This window comes from Pseudomonas sp. 22082, from assembly GCF_052046055.1.
In the GTDB taxonomy this organism is placed as follows: Bacteria; Pseudomonadota; Gammaproteobacteria; order Pseudomonadales; family Pseudomonadaceae; genus Aquipseudomonas; species Aquipseudomonas pharyngis.
In genome coordinates this window covers 65935-84444 of the sequence record NZ_JBQEQB010000026.1, presented here as the reverse complement: position 1 = coordinate 84444, position 18510 = coordinate 65935, and the positions used below count along the sequence as shown (strand labels likewise).

General features: G+C 60.5%; 16 protein-coding genes. 14 read left to right on the top strand and 2 right to left on the bottom strand.

What is annotated here, in order from left to right:
• Position 1 precedes the first annotated feature (1 nt).
• The 6 genes from ACTJK9_RS25400 (at position 2) to prpD (ending at position 8382) form a co-directional block, all read left to right on the top strand.
• The gene (locus ACTJK9_RS25400) at positions 2 to 724 is read left to right on the top strand and encodes a GntR family transcriptional regulator (RefSeq protein ID WP_178076500.1); all 723 of its coding nucleotides are present in this window, start codon (positions 2 to 4) and stop codon (positions 722 to 724) included.
• On the top strand, positions 721 to 1611 hold the full coding sequence (gene prpB, locus ACTJK9_RS25395) for a methylisocitrate lyase (RefSeq protein WP_007951973.1): 891 nt from the start codon (positions 721 to 723) through the stop codon (positions 1609 to 1611). Before ACTJK9_RS25400 ends, prpB begins: the two co-directional genes overlap by 4 nt.
• Positions 1612 to 1654: 43 nt before the next feature.
• Positions 1655 to 2782, top strand: coding sequence for a bifunctional 2-methylcitrate synthase/citrate synthase (gene prpC, locus ACTJK9_RS25390; protein ID WP_074687616.1), 1128 nt, complete (start codon positions 1655 to 1657; stop codon positions 2780 to 2782).
• Between the two features lie 61 nt (positions 2783 to 2843).
• Positions 2844 to 5438 (top strand): Fe/S-dependent 2-methylisocitrate dehydratase AcnD, encoded by a 2595-nt coding sequence (gene acnD, locus ACTJK9_RS25385; RefSeq protein WP_085613274.1) that lies wholly within the window; start codon positions 2844 to 2846, stop codon positions 5436 to 5438.
• Between the two features lie 54 nt (positions 5439 to 5492).
• A complete protein-coding gene (prpF, locus tag ACTJK9_RS25380; protein ID WP_221399101.1) occupies positions 5493 to 6683 on the top strand; it encodes a 2-methylaconitate cis-trans isomerase PrpF in 1191 nt (396 codons plus the stop codon).
• Between the two features lie 214 nt (positions 6684 to 6897).
• The gene (gene prpD / locus ACTJK9_RS25375; protein WP_440817049.1) at positions 6898 to 8382 is read left to right on the top strand and encodes a 2-methylcitrate dehydratase; all 1485 of its coding nucleotides are present in this window, start codon (positions 6898 to 6900) and stop codon (positions 8380 to 8382) included.
• Between the two features lie 134 nt (positions 8383 to 8516).
• Here prpD and ppsR read toward each other — a convergent pair whose 3' ends face one another.
• Entirely contained in the window at positions 8517 to 9335 is an 819-nt protein-coding gene (ppsR, locus tag ACTJK9_RS25370) for a posphoenolpyruvate synthetase regulatory kinase/phosphorylase PpsR (RefSeq protein WP_007951980.1), read from the bottom strand.
• 174 nt (positions 9336 to 9509) lie between these two features.
• Here ppsR and ppsA point away from each other — a divergent pair, with 174 nt between their 5' ends.
• The 8 genes from ppsA (at position 9510) to ACTJK9_RS25330 (ending at position 17673) form a co-directional block, all read left to right on the top strand.
• Complete coding sequence (ppsA, locus tag ACTJK9_RS25365; RefSeq protein ID WP_085649398.1) at positions 9510 to 11885, top strand: phosphoenolpyruvate synthase; 2376 nt, start codon at positions 9510 to 9512, stop codon at positions 11883 to 11885.
• 98 nt (positions 11886 to 11983) lie between these two features.
• Complete coding sequence (locus ACTJK9_RS25360) at positions 11984 to 12973, top strand: alpha/beta fold hydrolase (protein ID WP_011333247.1); 990 nt, start codon at positions 11984 to 11986, stop codon at positions 12971 to 12973.
• A gap of 226 nt (positions 12974 to 13199) precedes the next feature.
• Positions 13200 to 13691, top strand: a complete 492-nt coding sequence (gene rraA / locus ACTJK9_RS25355) for a ribonuclease E activity regulator RraA (RefSeq protein WP_011333248.1) — start codon at positions 13200 to 13202, stop codon at positions 13689 to 13691.
• A 24-nt stretch (positions 13692 to 13715) separates the two neighbouring features.
• Positions 13716 to 14711, top strand: a complete 996-nt coding sequence (locus ACTJK9_RS25350; RefSeq protein ID WP_085613279.1) for a zinc transporter ZntB — start codon at positions 13716 to 13718, stop codon at positions 14709 to 14711.
• A gap of 63 nt (positions 14712 to 14774) precedes the next feature.
• Positions 14775 to 15023 carry a hypothetical protein gene (locus ACTJK9_RS25345; protein ID WP_007951986.1) on the top strand — a complete coding sequence of 83 codons (249 nt, stop codon included), beginning with the start codon at positions 14775 to 14777 and terminating at the stop codon, positions 15021 to 15023.
• Positions 15024 to 15025: 2 nt separating this feature from the next.
• Positions 15026 to 15850, top strand: coding sequence for a mechanosensitive ion channel family protein (locus ACTJK9_RS25340; protein WP_440817045.1), 825 nt, complete (start codon positions 15026 to 15028; stop codon positions 15848 to 15850).
• Between the two features lie 90 nt (positions 15851 to 15940).
• Positions 15941 to 16531, top strand: coding sequence for an RNA polymerase sigma factor SigX (gene sigX / locus ACTJK9_RS25335; RefSeq protein WP_011333251.1), 591 nt, complete (start codon positions 15941 to 15943; stop codon positions 16529 to 16531).
• Between the two features lie 107 nt (positions 16532 to 16638).
• Positions 16639 to 17673, top strand: a complete 1035-nt coding sequence (locus tag ACTJK9_RS25330; RefSeq protein ID WP_011333252.1) for an OmpA family protein — start codon at positions 16639 to 16641, stop codon at positions 17671 to 17673.
• A 75-nt stretch (positions 17674 to 17748) separates the two neighbouring features.
• On the opposite strand, the gene cobA is transcribed toward ACTJK9_RS25330, so the two are convergent.
• Positions 17749 to 18501: a uroporphyrinogen-III C-methyltransferase gene (cobA, locus tag ACTJK9_RS25325; protein ID WP_440817042.1), complete on the bottom strand. Its 753-nt coding sequence runs from the start codon at positions 18499 to 18501 to the stop codon at positions 17749 to 17751.
• Positions 18502 to 18510: the final 9 nt, after the last annotated feature.

Genomic DNA, 18510 nt, shown 5'->3' with positions numbered 1-18510 from the left:
GCTGGATCAACTCGATCCCCCGGTGATCAGCGGCGACGATTCCGAGACGCTCTCGGAAAACGTCTTCCGGCGCATCCAGGCGGCCATCGTCAAAGGCGAGATCGCCCCGGGCAGCAAGATCTCCGAGCCGGAACTGGCGCGCACCTACGGCATCAGCCGCGGGCCGCTGCGCGAGGCGATCCATCGTCTGGAAGGCCAGCGCCTGCTGGTGCGCGTACCGCACGTCGGTGCGCGGGTGGTGTCGCTGAGCCACGCCGAATTGCTCGAACTCTACGAAATCCGCGAATCCCTCGAAGGCATGGCCTGCCGTCTGGCGGCCGAACGCATGAGCGTCGAAGAAATCGACGAACTGCGCCGGGTGCTGGAAACCCACGAACGCGATGCAGCGTTCCAGGCCGGCGTCGGCTACTACCAGCAGGAAGGCGATTTCGACTTTCACTACCGGATCATCCAGGGCAGCGGCAACCGCACCCTTACGCAAATGCTCTGCGGCGAGCTCTATCAACTGGTGCGCATGTACCGCATCCAGTTTTCCACCACGCCCAATCGCCCGCGCCAGGCCTTTGCCGAACACCACCGGATTCTCGATGCCATCGCCGACCGTGACGGCGAGCTCGCGGAATTGTTGATGCGCCGTCACATCGGCGCCTCGAAACGCAACATCGCCCGTCATTACCAGGACGGCGCCGACCACAAGACAGCCACTGAACGAGGTGAGTCATGAGTTCCAACAAGAGCACTCCAGGCCAGCGTTTCCGCGATGCGGTCGCCAGCGAACATCCGCTGCAAGTGGTCGGGGCGATCAATGCCAACCACGCGCTGCTGGCCAAGCGCGCCGGTTTCAAGGCGATCTACCTGTCGGGTGGCGGGGTGGCTGCCGGCTCCCTCGGCGTGCCGGACCTGGGCATCACCGGCCTGGATGACGTGCTGACCGACGTGCGCCGCATCACCGACGTCTGCGACCTGCCGCTGCTGGTGGACGTGGACACAGGTTTCGGCGCCTCGGCGTTCAACGTGGCCCGCACCGTCAAGTCGATGATCAAGTTCGGCGCGGCGGCGATTCACATCGAAGACCAGGTCGGCGCCAAGCGCTGCGGTCACCGTCCGAACAAAGAGATCGTGACCCAGCAGGAAATGGTCGACCGCATCAAGGCTGCCGTCGATGCCCGCACCGACGACAGCTTCGTGATCATGGCGCGCACCGACGCGCTGGCTGTTGAAGGCCTGGAATCGGCACTGGATCGCGCCGCCGCGTGCATCGAGGCCGGCGCCGACATGATCTTTCCGGAAGCCATCACCGAGCTTGAGATGTACAAGCTGTTCGCCAGCCGCGTGAAGGCGCCGATCCTGGCCAACATCACCGAATTCGGCTCGACGCCGCTGTACACCACCGAGCAACTGGCCGGCGCCGACGTGTCGCTGGTGCTGTACCCGCTGTCGGCGTTCCGCGCGATGAACAAGGCTGCGGAAAACGTCTACACCGCGATCCGCCGCGACGGCACTCAGCAGAATGTCATCGACACCATGCAGACTCGCATGGAGCTCTACGATCGCATCGATTACCACACCTTCGAGCAGAAGCTCGACGCGTTGTTTGCGGCGAAGAAGTAAGCCGCAACCGTACTCCCTAATAAATTCAAGATTGGAGACAACAATGGCCGAAGCAAAAGTACTCAGTGGCGCCGGGCTCCGGGGCCAGGTCGCCGGGCAAACCGCACTGTCCACCGTGGGCCAGGCCGGTGCCGGGCTGACCTATCGCGGCTACGACGTGCGCGAACTGGCAGCCGACGCACAATTTGAAGAAGTGGCGTACCTGCTGCTCTACGGAGAGCTGCCGACCAAGGCGCAACTCGCCGACTATCAAGGCAAGCTGAGCAAGCTGCGCGACCTGCCGCAAGCACTCAAGGAAGTGCTGGAACGCATCCCCGCCGACGCCCACCCGATGGACGTGATGCGCACCGGTTGCTCGTTCCTGGGCAATATCGAGCCGGAAAAAGACTTCTCCGAGCAACGCGACAAGACCGACCGTCTGCTGGCCGCCTTTCCGGCGATCATGTGCTACTGGTATCGCTTCAGCCACGACGGCAAACGCATCAATTGCGTGACGGACGAGCAGTCCATCGGCGGCCACTTCCTGCACCTGCTGCACGACAAGAAGCCGAGCGAACTGCACGTCAAGGTGATGAACGTCTCGCTGATCCTCTACGCCGAGCACGAATTCAACGCCTCGACCTTCACCGCTCGGGTGTGCGCTTCGACCCTGTCCGATCTGTATTCCTGCGTCACGGCGGCCATCGGTTCCTTGCGCGGCCCGCTGCACGGTGGCGCCAACGAAGCGGCGATGGAAATGATCGAGCGCTTCTCGTCGCCGGAAGAGGCGATCAAGGGCACCCTCGGCATGCTCGAGCGCAAGGACAAGATCATGGGCTTCGGCCACGCGATCTATAAGGACAGCGATCCGCGCAACGAGGTGATCAAGGGCTGGTCGAAAAAACTCGCCGACGAAGTGGGCGACAAGGTGTTGTTCGCGGTTTCCGAAGCCATCGACAAGACCATGTGGGAACAGAAAAAACTGTTCCCCAACGCCGACTTCTACCATGCCTCGGCGTACCACTTCATGGGCATCCCGACCAAGCTGTTCACCCCGATCTTCGTCTGCTCGCGCCTGACCGGCTGGGCGGCGCACGTATTCGAACAGCGTGCCAACAACCGCATCATCCGTCCAAGCGCCGAGTACACCGGCGTCGAACAGCGCAAGTTCGTGCCAATCGAACAGCGCTGACCGGGGAGGGCGCCGGCACAGGCGCCCCCTCTTTGAAACTACCGTGACCGAGTCCTGACCGATGAACACAGAATTTCGCAAGAACCTGCCCGGCACGCCGCTGGACTTTTTCGACGTCCGCGCGGCTGTCGATGCGATCCAGCCCGGCAGCTACGACACCCTGCCGTACACCTCTCGCGTGCTGGCGGAAAACCTCGTGCGTCGCTGCGACCCGGCCACGCTCACCGATTCCCTGAAACAACTGATCGAGCGCAAACGCGACCTCGACTTCCCGTGGTTCCCGGCCCGCGTGGTGTGCCACGACATTCTTGGCCAGACCGCACTGGTGGATCTGGCCGGCCTGCGCGACGCGATTGCCCAACAGGGCGGCGACCCGGCGCAGGTCAACCCGGTGGTGCCGACACAACTGATCGTCGACCACTCGCTGGCGGTGGAAGCGGGCGGCTTTGACAAGCAGGCCTTTGAGAAGAACCGCGCCATCGAAGACCGGCGAAACGAAGACCGCTTCCACTTCATCAACTGGACCAAGAAGGCCTTCAAGAACGTCGACGTGATCCCGCCGGGCAACGGCATCATGCACCAGATCAACCTGGAGAAAATGTCGCCGGTGATTCAGGTGCGCGACGGCGTGGCGTTCCCGGATACCTGCGTCGGCACCGACAGCCATACCCCGCACGTCGATGCGCTGGGCGTGATTGCCATCGGCGTCGGTGGTCTCGAAGCTGAAAGCGTGATGCTCGGCCGCGCATCGTGGATGCGCCTGCCGGAAAGCGTCGGTGTCGAGCTGACCGGCAAGCTGCAACCGGGCATCACCGCCACCGACATGGTGCTGGCGCTGACCGAATACCTGCGCAAACAGAAAGTGGTCGGCGCGTGGCTGGAGTTCTTCGGCGAAGGTGCTTCGGCACTGACCCTCGGCGACCGCGCGACCATTTCCAACATGGCCCCGGAATACGGCGCCACGGCGGCGATGTTCTACATCGACCAGCAGACCATCGACTACCTGAAACTCACTGGTCGCGAAGACCAGCAAGTGCAGCTCGTCGAGCAATACGCCAGGCAGATCGGTCTGTGGGCCGACAGCCTGAAAGGTGCGCAATACGAGCGTGGCCTGACCTTCGATCTGTCTTCGGTGGTGCGCAACATGGCCGGCCCGAGCAACCCGCACGCTCGCGTGGCGGTGTCGGATCTGGCCGCCAAAGGCATCGCCGGCCAGTGGGAGGACGTGCCGGGGCAAATGCCTGACGGCGCGGTGATCATCGCCGCCATCACCAGTTGCACCAACACCAGCAACCCACGCAACGTGATCGCCGCCGGCCTGCTGGCGCGCAACGCCAACAAGCTTGGGCTGACCCGCAAGCCGTGGGTCAAGTCGTCGCTGGCACCGGGTTCGAAAACCGTGGCGCTGTACCTCGATGAAGCAGGGCTGACCACGGAGCTGGAGCAGCTCGGTTTCGGCGTCGTCGCCTTCGCCTGCACCACCTGCAACGGCATGTCCGGCGCGCTGGATCCGGTGATCCAGCAGGAAATCATCGACCGCGACCTGTACGCTACCGCTGTGCTGTCCGGTAACCGTAACTTCGACGGGCGGATCCACCCGTACGCCAAGCAGGCTTTCCTCGCTTCGCCGCCGCTGGTGGTGGCCTACGCGATTGCCGGCACCATCCGCTTCGATATCGAGAAAGATGTGCTGGGCGTGGTCGACGGCAAGGAAATCCGTCTGAAAGACATCTGGCCGAGCGACGAAGAAATCGACGCGGTGGTGAAATCCTCGGTCAAGCCCGAGCAGTTCCGTCAGGTCTACATCCCGATGTTCGCCATCCATGAAGACACCGGCCCCAAAGTTGCGCCGCTGTACGACTGGCGCGAAATGAGCACCTACATCCGCCGTCCGCCTTACTGGGAAGGCGCGCTGGCCGGGGCGCGCCCGCTCAAGGGCATGCGCCCGCTGGCGGTGCTGCCGGACAACATCACCACCGATCACCTGTCGCCGTCGAACGCGATCATGCTCGACAGCGCCGCCGGCGAATACCTGGCGAAAATGGGCCTGCCGGAAGAGGACTTCAACTCTTACGCGACCCACCGTGGCGACCACCTGACCGCACAGCGCGCGACGTTTGCCAACCCGAAACTGTTCAACGAAATGGTCGTGGAAAACGGCAAGGTCAAGCAGGGTTCGCTGGCCCGTGTCGAGCCGGAAGGCCAAGTGATGCGCATGTGGGAAGCCATCGAAACCTACATGGAACGCAAGCAGCCGCTGATCATCATCGCCGGCGCCGACTACGGCCAGGGTTCGTCCCGCGACTGGGCGGCCAAAGGCGTGCGTCTGGCGGGTGTGGAAGCGATTGCCGCCGAAGGTTTCGAGCGCATTCACCGCACCAACCTGGTGGGCATGGGCGTGTTGCCGCTGGAGTTCAAACCGGGCACCGACCGCAAGACCCTGGGTATCGATGGCAGCGAAACCTACGACGTGATCGGCGAGCGCACGCCGCGTGCCGACCTGACGCTGGTGATCCATCGCAAGAACGGCGAACGCGTTGATGTGCCGGTGACCTGCCGTCTGGATACCGCTGAAGAAGTGTCGATCTACGAGGCCGGCGGCGTGTTGCAGCGCTTTGCCCAGGACTTCCTCGAAGAGTCGGCGGTTGCCGTTTAAATCAACTGATGTGGGCATGGGACTTCAAGTCCCATGTCTTCGTTAAGGAGCACCATGGCTCACGCACCGCAAATAAAAATCCCCGCCACCTACATGCGTGGTGGCACCAGCAAAGGCGTGTTTTTCAGCCTCAAGGATCTGCCCGAAGCCGCGCAGATTCCCGGCCCGGCCCGCGATGCGCTGCTGCTGCGGGTCATCGGCAGCCCCGACCCGTACGACAAGCAGATCGACGGCATGGGCGGCGCAACGTCCAGCACCAGCAAAACCGTCATCCTGTCGAAAAGCATCAAGGCCGATCACGACGTCGATTACCTGTTCGGTCAGGTGTCGATCGACAAGCCGTTCGTGGACTGGAGCGGCAACTGCGGCAACCTGTCGGCGGCGGTCGGTTCGTTCGCCATCAGCAACGGCCTGGTGGACGCCAGCCGCATTCCTCACAACGGCGTGGCGGTGGTTCGCGTGTGGCAGGCCAACATCGGCAAGACCATCATTGCCCACGTGCCGATCACCAATGGCGAAGTCCAGGAAACCGGTGATTTCGAGCTCGACGGCGTAACCTTCCCGGCCGCCGAAGTCCAGGTCGAATTCATGGACCCGGCGGCGGAAGAAGAGGGCGGCGGTGGCTCGATGTTCCCCACCGGCAACCTGATCGACGAGCTGGAAGTGCCGGGTGTCGGCACGTTCAAGGCGACCATGATCAACGCGGGTATCCCGACGATCTTCGTCAACGCCGAAGACATCGGCTACACCGGCACCGAACTGCAAAGCGCGATCAACAGCGATCCGAAGGCTTTGCAGATGTTTGAGACGATTCGCGCCTACGGTGCTTTGCGCATGGGGCTGATTTCCAGTTTGGATGAAGCGGCCAAGCGTCAGCACACGCCGAAAGTGGCGTTTGTCGCCAAACCTGCGGATTACGTCGCGTCCAGCGGCAAGGCCATTGGCGCCGGGGATGTGGATCTGCTGGTGCGGGCGTTGTCGATGGGCAAGCTGCACCACGCAATGATGGGGACGGCGGCGGTGGCGATTGGCACTGCAGCAGCTATCTCCGGCACCTTGGTGAATCTGGCGGCGGGTGGTGTTGAGCGCAATGCTGTGCGGTTCGGGCATCCGTCCGGGACGTTGCGTGTTGGCGCAGAAGCTAGCCTGGAAAACGGTGAGTGGGTGGTGAAGAAGGCGATCATGAGCCGTAGTGCGCGCGTCCTGATGGAAGGTTACGTCCGCGTCCCTGGCGACTCTTTCTGACCCAGCGCAGCAGCAAATGTGGGAGCGGGCTTGCTCGCGAAGGCGGTGTATCAGGCAACATCAACGCTGGATATGCGGCCCATTCGCGGGCAAGTCGAATCGTCGCACCGCCGCTCCCACAGGTTCTGTATTTCAACAATAAGAATGGTTTAAAACCAAGACTCAGCCTGAACCGAGGTCCCATCAACGAACCACTTTCAAGAGTGAATCGAACATGAGCGCCAACGTCGACCTGAACAACCGCCCCGACTACGACCGTGTCCTGCAGGACATCGCCGATTACGTCCTCACCTGCAAAATCAAATCCACCGAAGCCCTCGACACCGCCCGTAACTGCCTGATGGACACCCTGGGCTGCGGTCTGCTGGCCCTGCGTTTCCCCGAATGCACCAAGCACCTTGGACCTATCGTCGAAGGCACCATCGTGCCGTTCGGCGCGCGAGTCCCCGGCACCTCCTATCGCCTCGACCCGGTGAAAGCGGCGTGGGACATCGGCTGCATCGTGCGCTGGCTCGATTACAACGACACTTGGCTCGCCGCTGAATGGGGCCATCCGTCGGATAACCTCGGCGGGATTCTCGCGGTGGCCGATCACCTGTCGCAAAAGCGTCTGGCCAATGGTGAAGCGCCGCTGACGGTACGCGATGTACTCGAAGCCATGATCATGGCCCACGAGATTCAAGGCGTGATCGCCCTGGAAAACTCCTTCAATCGTGTAGGCCTCGATCACGTCATTCTGGTGAAAGTGGCCTCGACTGCCGTGACCGCCAAACTGATGGGCGCCAACCGTGAGCAGCTGTTATCGGCGTTGTCCCATGCGTTCGCCGACGGTCAGGCGTTGCGCACGTACCGCCATGCGCCGAACGCCGGTTCGCGAAAATCCTGGGCGGCGGGGGATGCGTCGAGCCGAGGCGTGCGGCTGGCGGATATCGCGATGCGCGGCGAAATGGGCATTCCCGGCGTCTTGAGTGCCAAGCAGTGGGGCTTTTACGACGTTCTGTTCAGCCACACCAACAACGATCTGGCGCTCAAGCCTGAAGACAAACGCGCCTTCAGCTTCTCCCGGCCGTTCGGCAGTTACGTGATGGAAAACGTGCTGTTCAAGATCAGCTTCCCCGCCGAATTCCACGCGCAGACCGCCTGCGAAGCCGCTGTGACCCTGCATCCGCAGGTGCGCAATCGTCTGCATGAGATCGACCGGATTGTCATCACCACGCATGAGTCGGCGATTCGCATCATTTCCAAGGTCGGGCCGCTGGCCAACGCCGCCGACCGCGATCACTGCCTCCAGTACATGACCGCCGTGCCGCTGGCGTTCGGCAATCTGGTGGCTGAGCAGTACGAGGATGATTTCCACAAGGCCCATCCGGTCATCGATGTGCTGCGCGAAAAAATGGTCATCGTCGAAGATCCGCGTTTCACCCGCCAATACCTGGAGGCCGACAAGCGCTCGATCGCCAATGCGGTGCAGGTGTTTTTCAAGGACGGTTCGAGCACGGAAAACGTGGTGGTGGAGTACCCGATCGGCCATCGCCGGCGTCGCGCTGAGGGCATTCCGTTGCTGGAGGACAAATTCCGGACAAATCTGGCGACCCGCTTCACCGGACAGCACAGCGGGGAGATTCTTGCGCTGTGCAAGGATCAGGCGCGGCTTGAAGCCACGCCGGTGAACCGGTTTGTCGATTTGTTTGTGATCTGAGGGACCGCGTTATCGTTCTTCGCGGGCAAGCCACGCTCCCGCAGGGTTTTGTATCGGATGCAATTATTGCAAACGCCACGACACCTGTGGGAGCCGGGCTTGCCCGCGAAGGCGTCAGATCAGACACCGCAGAGCTATTTGAAGCGCCGCTCGACGCCTTTTTCCACGAGAATCTTCGCGGAAATCTCTTCCACTGAAAAATGCGTGGAGTTGATGTTCGGGATGTTCTCGCGGCGGAACAGGTTTTCCACCTCGCGCACTTCGAACTCACACTGGGCGTAGCTCGAATAGCGGCTGTTGGGCTTGCGTTCGTTGCGGATCGCGGTGAGGCGGTCCGGGTCGATGGTCAGGCCGAACAGCTTGTGCTGGTGGGCGCGCAGGGCGGCCGGCAGTTGCAGGCGTTCCATGTCGTCCTCGGTCAGCGGATAGTTGGCCGCACGGATGCCGAACTGCATCGCCATGTACAGACACGTCGGCGTCTTACCACAACGCGACACGCCCACTAGTATCAGGTCGGCCTTGTCGTAATAGTGGGTGCGGGCGCCGTCGTCGTTGTCCAGAGCGAAGTTCACCGCTTCGATGCGCTCCATGTAATTGGAGTTGTGACCGATGGAGTGGGATTTGCCGACGGTGTAGGAAGAATGCTCGGTCAGTTCCTGTTCGAGCGGGGCGAGGAACGTCGAGAAGATGTCGATCATGAAACCATTGGAGGTTGCGAGAATCTCACGGATGTCCTGATTGACGATGGTGTCGAAGATGATCGGCCGGAAACCGTCGGTTTCAGCGGCTTTGTTGATTTGTTGTACCATGGCCCGCGCTTTTTCAACGCTGTCGATGTAGGGGCGCGTGAATTTGCTGAAGGTAATGTTTTCGAACTGCGCCAGAAGGCTTTGACCCAGGGTTTCGGCGGTGATGCCGGTGCCATCGGAGATAAAGAAAGCAGATCGTTTCATTTGCACCTTGGGCCTTAAGCTAATGAGCATTTCTGGATATGATAGGCACGATTTGTCGGCCGCCATTGGCCCGCATTCTCACTTATTTTCCAGGTCCAGGCCATACAGCCGGCCAACGCTCCCCCGAGCCGCCGGTTTCTGAGCTTTTCCAACACAGTTAGTGGAGAGATCACCTTGGTAGAGTACGTAGTTTCCCTCGATAAGCTCGGCAAACACGATGTTGAGCATGTGGGGGGCAAGAACGCATCCCTGGGCGAGATGATCAGTAACCTGGCCGGTGCCGGTGTTTCGGTCCCCGGCGGCTTCGCCACCACGGCGCAAGCCTATCGCGACTTCCTGGAACTGAGCGGTCTGAACGATCAGATCCACAAGGCCCTCGATGCGCTGGACGTCGATGACGTCAATGCCCTGGCCAAGACCGGCGCCCAGATCCGCCAATGGATCATGGAAGCCGAATTCCCTGAAAAACTGAACACCGAGATCCGCACCGCGTTCGCCGCGTTGTCGGCCGGTAATCCTGACGTGGCCGTGGCCGTGCGTTCCTCCGCCACCGCTGAAGACTTGCCGGACGCTTCGTTCGCCGGTCAGCAGGAAACCTTCCTGAACATCCGTGGCGTGGAAAACGTCATCCGCGCGGCCAAGGAAGTGTTCGCTTCCCTGTTCAACGACCGCGCCATTTCCTACCGCGTGCACCAGGGCTTCGACCACAAGCTGGTCGCCCTGTCGGCCGGCGTGCAGCGCATGGTGCGTTCGGAAACCGGCACCGCCGGCGTGATGTTCACCCTCGATACCGAATCCGGCTTCCGTGACGTGGTGTTCATCACCGGCGCCTACGGCCTGGGCGAAACCGTCGTACAAGGCGCGGTGAACCCGGACGAATTCTATGTCCACAAGGGCACGCTGGAGGCCGGTCGCCCGGCGATCCTGCGCCGCAACCTGGGCAGCAAGGCCATCAAGATGATCTACGGCGACGAGGCCAAGGCCGGTCGTTCCGTGAAAACCGTTGATGTCGACAAGGCTGACCGCGCGCGTTTCTGCCTGACCGACGCTGAAGTCAGCGAGCTGGCCAAGCAGGCGATGATCATCGAGAAGCACTATGGCTGCCCCATGGACATCGAGTGGGCCAAGGACGGTGACGACGGCAAGCTGTACATCGTGCAGGCCCGTCCCGAAACCGTGAAGAGCCGCACCCAGGCCAACGTCATGGAACGTTACCTGCTGAAGGAAACCGGCACCGTGCTGGTGGAAGGTCGTGCCATCGGCCAGCGCATCGGCGCCGGCAAGGTGCGGATCATCAAGGACGTCTCCGAGATGGACAAGGTCCAGCCGGGCGACGTGCTGGTCTCCGACATGACCGACCCGGACTGGGAACCGGTCATGAAGCGCGCCAGCGCCATCGTCACCAACCGTGGCGGCCGTACCTGCCACGCGGCGATCATCGCCCGTGAGCTGGGAATCCCGGCCGTCGTCGGTTGCGGCAACGCCACCCAACTGCTGAAGGACGGCCAGGGCGTGACCGTGTCCTGCGCCGAAGGCGACACCGGTTACATCTTCGAAGGCGAACTGGGCTTCGACATCAAGAAGAACTCCGTGGACGCCATGCCGGAGCTGCCGTTCAAGATCATGATGAACGTCGGCAACCCGGACCGCGCCTTCGACTTCGCGCAGCTGCCGAACGCTGGTGTGGGCCTGGCCCGTCTGGAATTCATCATCAACCGCATGATCGGCGTGCACCCGAAAGCGCTGTTGAACTACGACGGCCTGCCGCAGGACATCAAGGAAAGCGTCGACAAGCGCATCGCCGGTTACGACGATCCGGTCGGCTTCTATGTCGAGAAACTGGTTGAAGGCATCAGCACCCTGGCCGCTGCGTTCGCTCCGAAGAAAGTCATCGTGCGTCTGTCGGACTTCAAGTCCAACGAATACGCCAACCTGATCGGCGGCAAACTGTACGAGCCGGAAGAAGAAAACCCGATGCTGGGCTTCCGTGGCGCTTCGCGTTACATCAGCGAATCGTTCCGTGACTGCTTCGAACTCGAGTGCCGTGCGCTGAAGCGCGTGCGCAACGAGATGGGCCTGACCAACGTCGAAATCATGGTGCCGTTCGTCCGTACCCTCGGCGAAGCCAGCCAGGTGGTCGATCTGCTGGCCGAGAATGGCCTCAAGCGTGGCGACAACGGCCTGCGCGTGATCATGATGTGCGAACTGCCATCCAACGCGATCCTGGCTGAAGAATTCCTCGAATTCTTCGACGGTTTCTCGATCGGCTCCAACGACCTGACCCAGCTGACGCTGGGTCTGGACCGTGACTCCGGGATCATTGCGCACCTGTTCGACGAGCGTAATCCGGCGGTCAAGAAGCTGTTGGCCAACGCGATTGCCGCGTGCAACAAGGCCGGCAAATACATCGGCATCTGCGGTCAGGGTCCTTCGGACCACCCGGACCTGGCCAAGTGGCTGATGGAGCAGGGCATCGAAAGCGTGTCGCTGAACCCGGACACCGTGCTGGAAACCTGGTTCTTCCTTGCCGAAGGCCAGGCGGCGGAATAAGCCGTGAATGAAGCCCCGGCCCGTTGAACCGGGTCGGGGCTTTAAGATTGAAGTAGGGCGAGCTCTCCGGATGCCGCCCTTTTTTGTGCAAGAGCATTATGCAAAGCAGCAGCAACCTATTTCCTGTCGCCCTGATCAGCGCCGAGCGACGCGGTGATCTGAGCGAAGACGTTTATCGTTTGAAACCGGGCAACAGCCCTGACTGGTCCGTGGAAATCGCGGTGACCCGCCTCGGCATGGCCGATGAGCCGGCGTCGCGCGGCGTGCCGGTGATCTTGCTGCACGGCAGTTTTTCCAATCGGCGCTTCTGGTTCTCGCCGAAGGGCCTGGGTCTGGGCGCGTATCTGACGCGTCTGGGTTTCGATGTGTGGATCCCGGAAATGCGCGGTCACGGTCTGTCCCAGCGCAACGAGGACTACCGCCGCAACCGGGTCGCCGACTATGCCCGTTACGATCTGCCGGCGATTGCCGCGTTCGTCCGTGAGCAGAGCGGGCAGATTCCGCACTGGATCGGCCACTCGCTGGGTGGCATCACGTTGGCGGCCGCGCTGGGCGGCGAATACCTCGGTGAACCGGCGGTGGCGTCGGCGGCGTTTTTCGGCACGCAGGTCAGCCGCACGTACTGGCCGCTGAAGATTCCGCCGGTGGAGTGGAGTGGGCGCTTCATTCTCAAGCGTTTTGCCCAGTTGTCCGGCTCGCGACTCAAGCGCGGCCCCGAGGACGAGCCGATCGGCCTGGCGCTCGAAAGCATGCGCTGGTACGGACTGTTCGGGCGTTTCGGCGACAAGGACAAGGATTGGTGGGCAGGTCTTGCCGACGTGCAGGTCCCAGTGCTGGCGGTAAGCGCGGCGGGGGATCATCAGGATCCTGCCTGGGCCTGCAGGAAACTGTTCGAACAGATTGGCTCCGAGCACAAGCAGTTCATCAACCTGGGCCGTGAGCAGGGTTTCAACGATCAGTTCGGGCATGTCGAGATGCTGGTCAGCAAAGCGGCACAGGCCGAGGTCTGGCCGCTGGTGGCGCGCTGGCTGGCAGATCAGCACACGCCATTGCTTGGCGAGAAGCCGGATCTGGCGGCAGCGGTCTGAACGCGGCGCCCTGAAAAGGGCATTTCGTTCGCGTCGGCTTGCGGCTAAGATATGACGCATTGGACGGTTCTGGTCATATTTAGTGACTGTTTTGCTATTACGTTTCAGCCTGTGTTCAGGTTCGTTCAGCGACCATGACATGGTCTAAGGTAAACAGCGACCGCCGGAACTCGTTTCAAAAGAGTGCGACATCCTTGATCGTCTTCCTTGTTACAGGAGTTTTTCGATGAACCATTACCTTACGCCTGACCTGTGCGACGCCTATCCGGAGCTGGTTCAGGTGCTGGAACCGATGTTCAGCAATTTCGGCGGCCGTGATTCGTTCGGCGGCGAAATCGTGACCATCAAATGCTTCGAAGACAACTCGCTGGTCAAGGAGCAAGCCGAGCTCAAGGGCAACGGCAAGGTGCTGGTGGTCGATGGTGGTGGTTCCCTGCGCTGCGCGCTATTGGGCGACATGATCGCCGAGAAAGCCGCGAAAAACGGTTGGGAAGGGCTGGTGATCTACGGCTGCATCCGTGATGTGGACGTCATCGCCCAGACCGATCTCGGCGTTCAGGCCCTGGCCAGCCATCCGAAAAAGACTGAAAAACGCGGTCTCGGCGACCTCAACGTGCCGGTGACCTTCGCGGGTGTGACCTTCCATCCCGGCCAGTACATCTATGCGGACAACAATGGCGTGATCATCTCGCCAAGTCCGCTGAAAATGCCTGAATAAATCGCGGTAACCACAGGGGTGAGGATGTTCGAGGAAGAAAACGCGCAATGGGGGCTGGTGCATGCCCTGGTGCTGGACGGTAAAGGCGGTGCGCGTTCGATAGCCCGGACTGATCTCGACGATCTGCAGCTGCAGGCTCATGAAAGCCTGTGGCTGCACTGGGATCGCAGTCACCCGCAGACCCAGACCTGGCTGCGTAAATCCAGTGGGCTCAATGAGTTCACCTGCGACCTGCTGCTGGAAGAAAACACCCGTCCACGCCTGTTGCCGCTGCCGGATTCCGAGCTGCTGCTTTTTTTGCGCGGGGTCAATCTCAACCCCGGCGCCGAGCCGGAAGACATGGTATCGGTGCGGATCTTTGCTTCTGCCCAGCGAGTGATTTCCCTGCGTTTGCGGCCATTGCGCGCCACTGACGAGTTGCTTGTGATGCTGGGCGAGGGGAAGGGGCCGAAAACCTCGTCCGAACTGATGCTGTATCTGGCGCAATTCCTCACCAACAAGGTGCAGGATCTGGTGACTTGTCTCTCCGAAGTGGTCGATGAAGAGGAAGAAAAACTGGATGCCGACGAACGGTATACCCCCGAGCACGGCGCCATTTTGCATATCCGTCGCCGGGCCGCCGGACTGAAGCGTTTTCTGGCACCGCAGCGGGATATTTTCGGACAGCTGACGCGGATAAAGCTGCCGTGGTTCGTCGATGACGATGCCGACTACTGGAACGAATTGAACAACAGCCTGACCCGTTATCTCGAAGAGCTCGAATTGACCCGAGAACGCGTGGGGCTGGTGCTGGAAGCCGAAGACCGGCGCTTGAGCGTGCACATGAATCGCACGATGTATCGCTTCGGGATCATCACCTGCATCTTCTTGCCGATGAGTTTTATTACCGGTCTGTTGGGCATAAACGTTGGCGGAATACCGTTCGCCAGCAGCCCTTATGGCTTCCTTATCGCCTGCCTGACGGTGCTCGCCCTGGCGTTCGGTCAGTGGTGGTTGTTCCGCCGTTTGCGCTGGGTCTGACGATGCATCATGTGACCCGACCAAATTTGCCCGCGTCTTTCACAGACATCACGAGAGGTGCGTATGCACGATCCGTTTGAACAGTCTTTGCGCGACATGCTCAACGCTTCGCCGTCCAGCCGCGACGACGATGCCTGCCTGGGTCGCGTGCTCAAAACCGCCAACCGCCAGGTTGGCGCCGGCGATCTGTTCAGCCTGCTGGGCCGCTGGCTGCCCGCGCTGATGATCGCCCTGAATAACGGCTCGGCTCATGTCGCGCCGGTCTCACGTCTCCGTAAACCTACCGCTCGCACTGCTGATAAGGCTGATTGAATATGGAACTTGATCTCTGGACTCAGAGCCTCGTCACTGCAATGACTGCGTTGTGGACCAAAGTCGCTAACTTCATTCCTAACCTGTTCGGCGCACTGGTTGTGCTGCTCTTGGGTTTCGTCGTGGCCAAGCTGCTGGACACCTTGTTGTCCAAGTTGCTGGCCAAACTGAGGCTTGATCGCCTGATGGGCGGCACCGGCCTGACCAAATTGATGTCCCGCGCGGGGCTGCAAGTGCCGATCTCCACGTTGATCGGCAAAATCGTTTACTGGTTCGTTCTGCTGATTTTTCTGGTTTCGGCAGCAGAATCCCTTGGACTTGAGCGAGTTTCAGCTACGCTTGACATGCTGGCGCTGTATTTGCCGAAAGTATTCGGTGCCGCGCTGGTGTTGCTGGTGGGTGTCCTGCTTGCGCAATTGGCCAATGGCCTGGTTCGCGGGGCGGCAGAAGGCGTAGGCCTGGACTACGCTTCAGGACTTGGGCGAATTGCCCAGGGCTTGGTGATCATCATCAGCATTTCGGTCGCAATCAGTCAGTTGGAGGTCAAGACCGACCTGCTGAACCATGTGATCGTCATCGTATTGATTACCGTTGGTCTGGCGGTTGCGCTGGCCATGGGTTTGGGAAGCCGGGAAATTGCCGGTCAGATTCTTGCGGGAATCTATGTGCGTGAGTTGTATCAGGTTGGGCAACAAGTGCGTATTGGCGAGGTCGAAGGCCAGATCGAAGAGATCGGCACGGTTAAGACCACATTGCTGACCGATGAGGGTGAGCTAGTCTCTCTCTCCAATCGGATCCTGCTGGAACAGCATGTGAGTAGCCGCTAACCCGGCAAACCCTGCTAATGTATGCCGCCGCAAAATGCCAGCTGTCGCTGGCTGCGGTGGACATTGACCTGACTGTCGGCACGACTTGTTTTGAATAAAGCCCAAACGCTATCCACGCGCTACGATCCCCGCGAGCTCTCTGATGAGGAGTTGGTCGCGCGCTCGCATACCGAGCTTTTTCACGTGACGCGCGCCTACGAAGAACTGATGCGGCGTTACCAGCGGACATTATTTAACGTGTGCGCACGATATCTTGGGAACGATCGCGACGCAGACGATGTCTGTCAGGAAGTGATGTTGAAGGTGCTGTATGGCCTGAAGAACTTCGAGGGGAAATCGAAGTTCAAGACATGGCTATACAGCATCACCTACAACGAATGCATCACACAGTATCGGAAGGAACGGCGAAAGCGTCGCTTGATGGACGCTTTGAGTCTTGACCCCCTCGAGGAAGCGTCCGAAGAAAAGGCGCCGAAACCCGAGGAGAAGGGCGGACTGGATCGCTGGCTGGTGTATGTGAACCCGATCGACAGGGAAATTCTGGTGCTACGATTTGTCGCAGAGCTGGAGTTTCAGGAGATCGCAGACATCATGCACATGGGTTTGAGTGCGACAAAAATGCGTTACAAACGCGCTCTTGATAAATTGCGTGAGAAATTTGCAGGCATTGCTGAAACTTAGTTCGGCGCAAATATCTCTTACGTGTAGGCAAGTTCTGATAGACTTGCCGCCGAGTTGTCCCCCGGTTTGCGGGACTGCTTCACAATCACCAGATGGGGATTTAACGGATGAAACTGAAAAACACCTTGGGCTTGGCCATTGGTTCTTTGATTGCCGCCACTTCTTTCGGCGCTCTGGCACAAGGCCAAGGCGCAGTTGAAATCGAAGGCTTCGCAAAGAAAGAACAATTCGACAGCGCTCGTAACTTCAAGAACAACGGCAACCTGTTCGGCGGTTCGATCGGTTACTTCCTGACCGACGACGTTGAACTGCGTCTGGGCTACGACGAAGTGCACAACGTGCGTGCCGACGATGGCAAGAACGTCAAGGGCGCCAACACCGCTCTGGACGCTCTGTACCACTTCAACAACCCAGGCGACATGCTGCGTCCATACGTTTCGGCCGGTTTCTCTGACCAGAGCATCGACCAGAACGGTTCGAACGGTCGTAACCGTTCCACCTTCGCCAACCTGGGCGCTGGTGCCAAGCTGTACTTCACCGACAACTTCTACGCCCGTGCTGGCGTTGAAGCTCAGTACAACATCGACCAGGGCGACACCGAGTGGGCTCCTAGCGTCGGTATCGGTGTGAACTTCGGTGGCGGCTCCAAGCCAGCTGCTGCTCCAGTTCCAGCACCGGCTGAAGTCTGCTCCGACAGCGACAACGACGGCGTTTGCGACAACGTTGACAAGTGCCCGGACACCCCAGCCAACGTAACTGTTGACGCTGATGGCTGCCCAGCAGTTGCTGAAGTTGTTCGTGTTGAGCTGGACGTGAAGTTCGACTTCGACAAGTCGGTTGTTAAGCCAAACAGCTACGGCGACATCAAAAACCTGGCTGACTTCATGAAGCAGTACCCATCCACCACCACTACTGTTGAAGGTCACACTGACTCCGTCGGTCCTGACGCTTACAACCAGAAACTGTCCGAGCGTCGTGCAAACGCCGTTAAACAAGTTCTGACCAACCAGTACGGTGTTGAATCGTCCCGCGTTCAGTCGATCGGCTACGGCGAATCCCGCCCAGTTGCTGACAACAAAACTGAAGCTGGCCGCGCTGTTAACCGTCGCGTAGAAGCGCAGGTTGAAGCTCAAGCTAAGTAATTAGCTGCCGCTACGAGAAAAGCCCGGCTTAGGCCGGGCTTTTCTTTGCCTGCGATTTGGTGACGCCAGAGATTGTCAGGCCAGGCGATCAGCTACCCAGCCAATCGAGTCGACCTGGGGCGCGGCTGCTGCGACGGCGCCTATGACCAGAATCGCAGGACTCTTGAGCTGGAAACCAAGGGCATCGTCCTCCATCGCTGTCAGATCACTGCGGCATTCGCGTTGCTCTGGCAACGAGGCATTTTCGATCATCGCCACTGGTGTACCCGCCGCCATACCGCCCGCCAGCAGTTGCTCGCGAATCTCGCCGAGCTTCGCCACTCCCATGTAAATCACCAGCGTCGTGCCGCCCTGCGCCAAGGCCCGCCAGTTCAACTGGCTGTCGTCCTGAGTGTGGGCCGTGACCAGCGTCACACCCCGGGCCACGCCGCGCAACGTCAGCGGGATATCACACTGGGTCGCGCCGGCCAGTCCGGCGGTGATGCCATTGACCAGTTCCACCTCGACCCCGCGCTCACGCAACCACTGCGCTTCCTCACCCCCGCGCCCGAAAATGCACGGATCGCCGCCCTTGAGCCGCACCACGCATTTGCCCTGACGGGCGTAACGCAACATCAGCCGATGGATGAACGCCTGAGGCGTCGAACGACAGCCGCCGCGTTTACCGACGGCAATGATCCGCGCAGCAGGGCAGTGTTCAAGTACCGCCTCATTGACCAGATCGTCGATCAGCACCACCTCAGCTTCGCGCAAGGCCCGCACCGCTTTGAGCGTCAGCAATTCAGGATCACCGGGACCCGCGCCCACCAGCCAGACTTTCGCGTTCATGGTGTTTTC

Coding starts and splice junctions, on each gene's coding strand:
- prpB (WP_007951973.1), top strand. CDS start 721: ATGAGTTCCAACAAGAGCACTCCAGGCCAGCGTTTCCGCGATGCGGTC.
- prpC (WP_074687616.1), top strand. CDS start 1,655: ATGGCCGAAGCAAAAGTACTCAGTGGCGCCGGGCTCCGGGGCCAGGTC.
- acnD (WP_085613274.1), top strand. CDS start 2,844: ATGAACACAGAATTTCGCAAGAACCTGCCCGGCACGCCGCTGGACTTT.
- prpF (WP_221399101.1), top strand. CDS start 5,493: ATGGCTCACGCACCGCAAATAAAAATCCCCGCCACCTACATGCGTGGT.
- prpD (WP_440817049.1), top strand. CDS start 6,898: ATGAGCGCCAACGTCGACCTGAACAACCGCCCCGACTACGACCGTGTC.
- ppsR (WP_007951980.1), bottom strand. CDS start 9,335: ATGAAACGATCTGCTTTCTTTATCTCCGATGGCACCGGCATCACCGCC.
- ACTJK9_RS25360 (WP_011333247.1), top strand. CDS start 11,984: ATGCAAAGCAGCAGCAACCTATTTCCTGTCGCCCTGATCAGCGCCGAG.
- rraA (WP_011333248.1), top strand. CDS start 13,200: ATGAACCATTACCTTACGCCTGACCTGTGCGACGCCTATCCGGAGCTG.
- ACTJK9_RS25350 (WP_085613279.1), top strand. CDS start 13,716: ATGTTCGAGGAAGAAAACGCGCAATGGGGGCTGGTGCATGCCCTGGTG.
- ACTJK9_RS25345 (WP_007951986.1), top strand. CDS start 14,775: ATGCACGATCCGTTTGAACAGTCTTTGCGCGACATGCTCAACGCTTCG.
- ACTJK9_RS25340 (WP_440817045.1), top strand. CDS start 15,026: ATGGAACTTGATCTCTGGACTCAGAGCCTCGTCACTGCAATGACTGCG.
- ACTJK9_RS25330 (WP_011333252.1), top strand. CDS start 16,639: ATGAAACTGAAAAACACCTTGGGCTTGGCCATTGGTTCTTTGATTGCC.
- cobA (WP_440817042.1), bottom strand. CDS start 18,501: ATGAACGCGAAAGTCTGGCTGGTGGGCGCGGGTCCCGGTGATCCTGAA.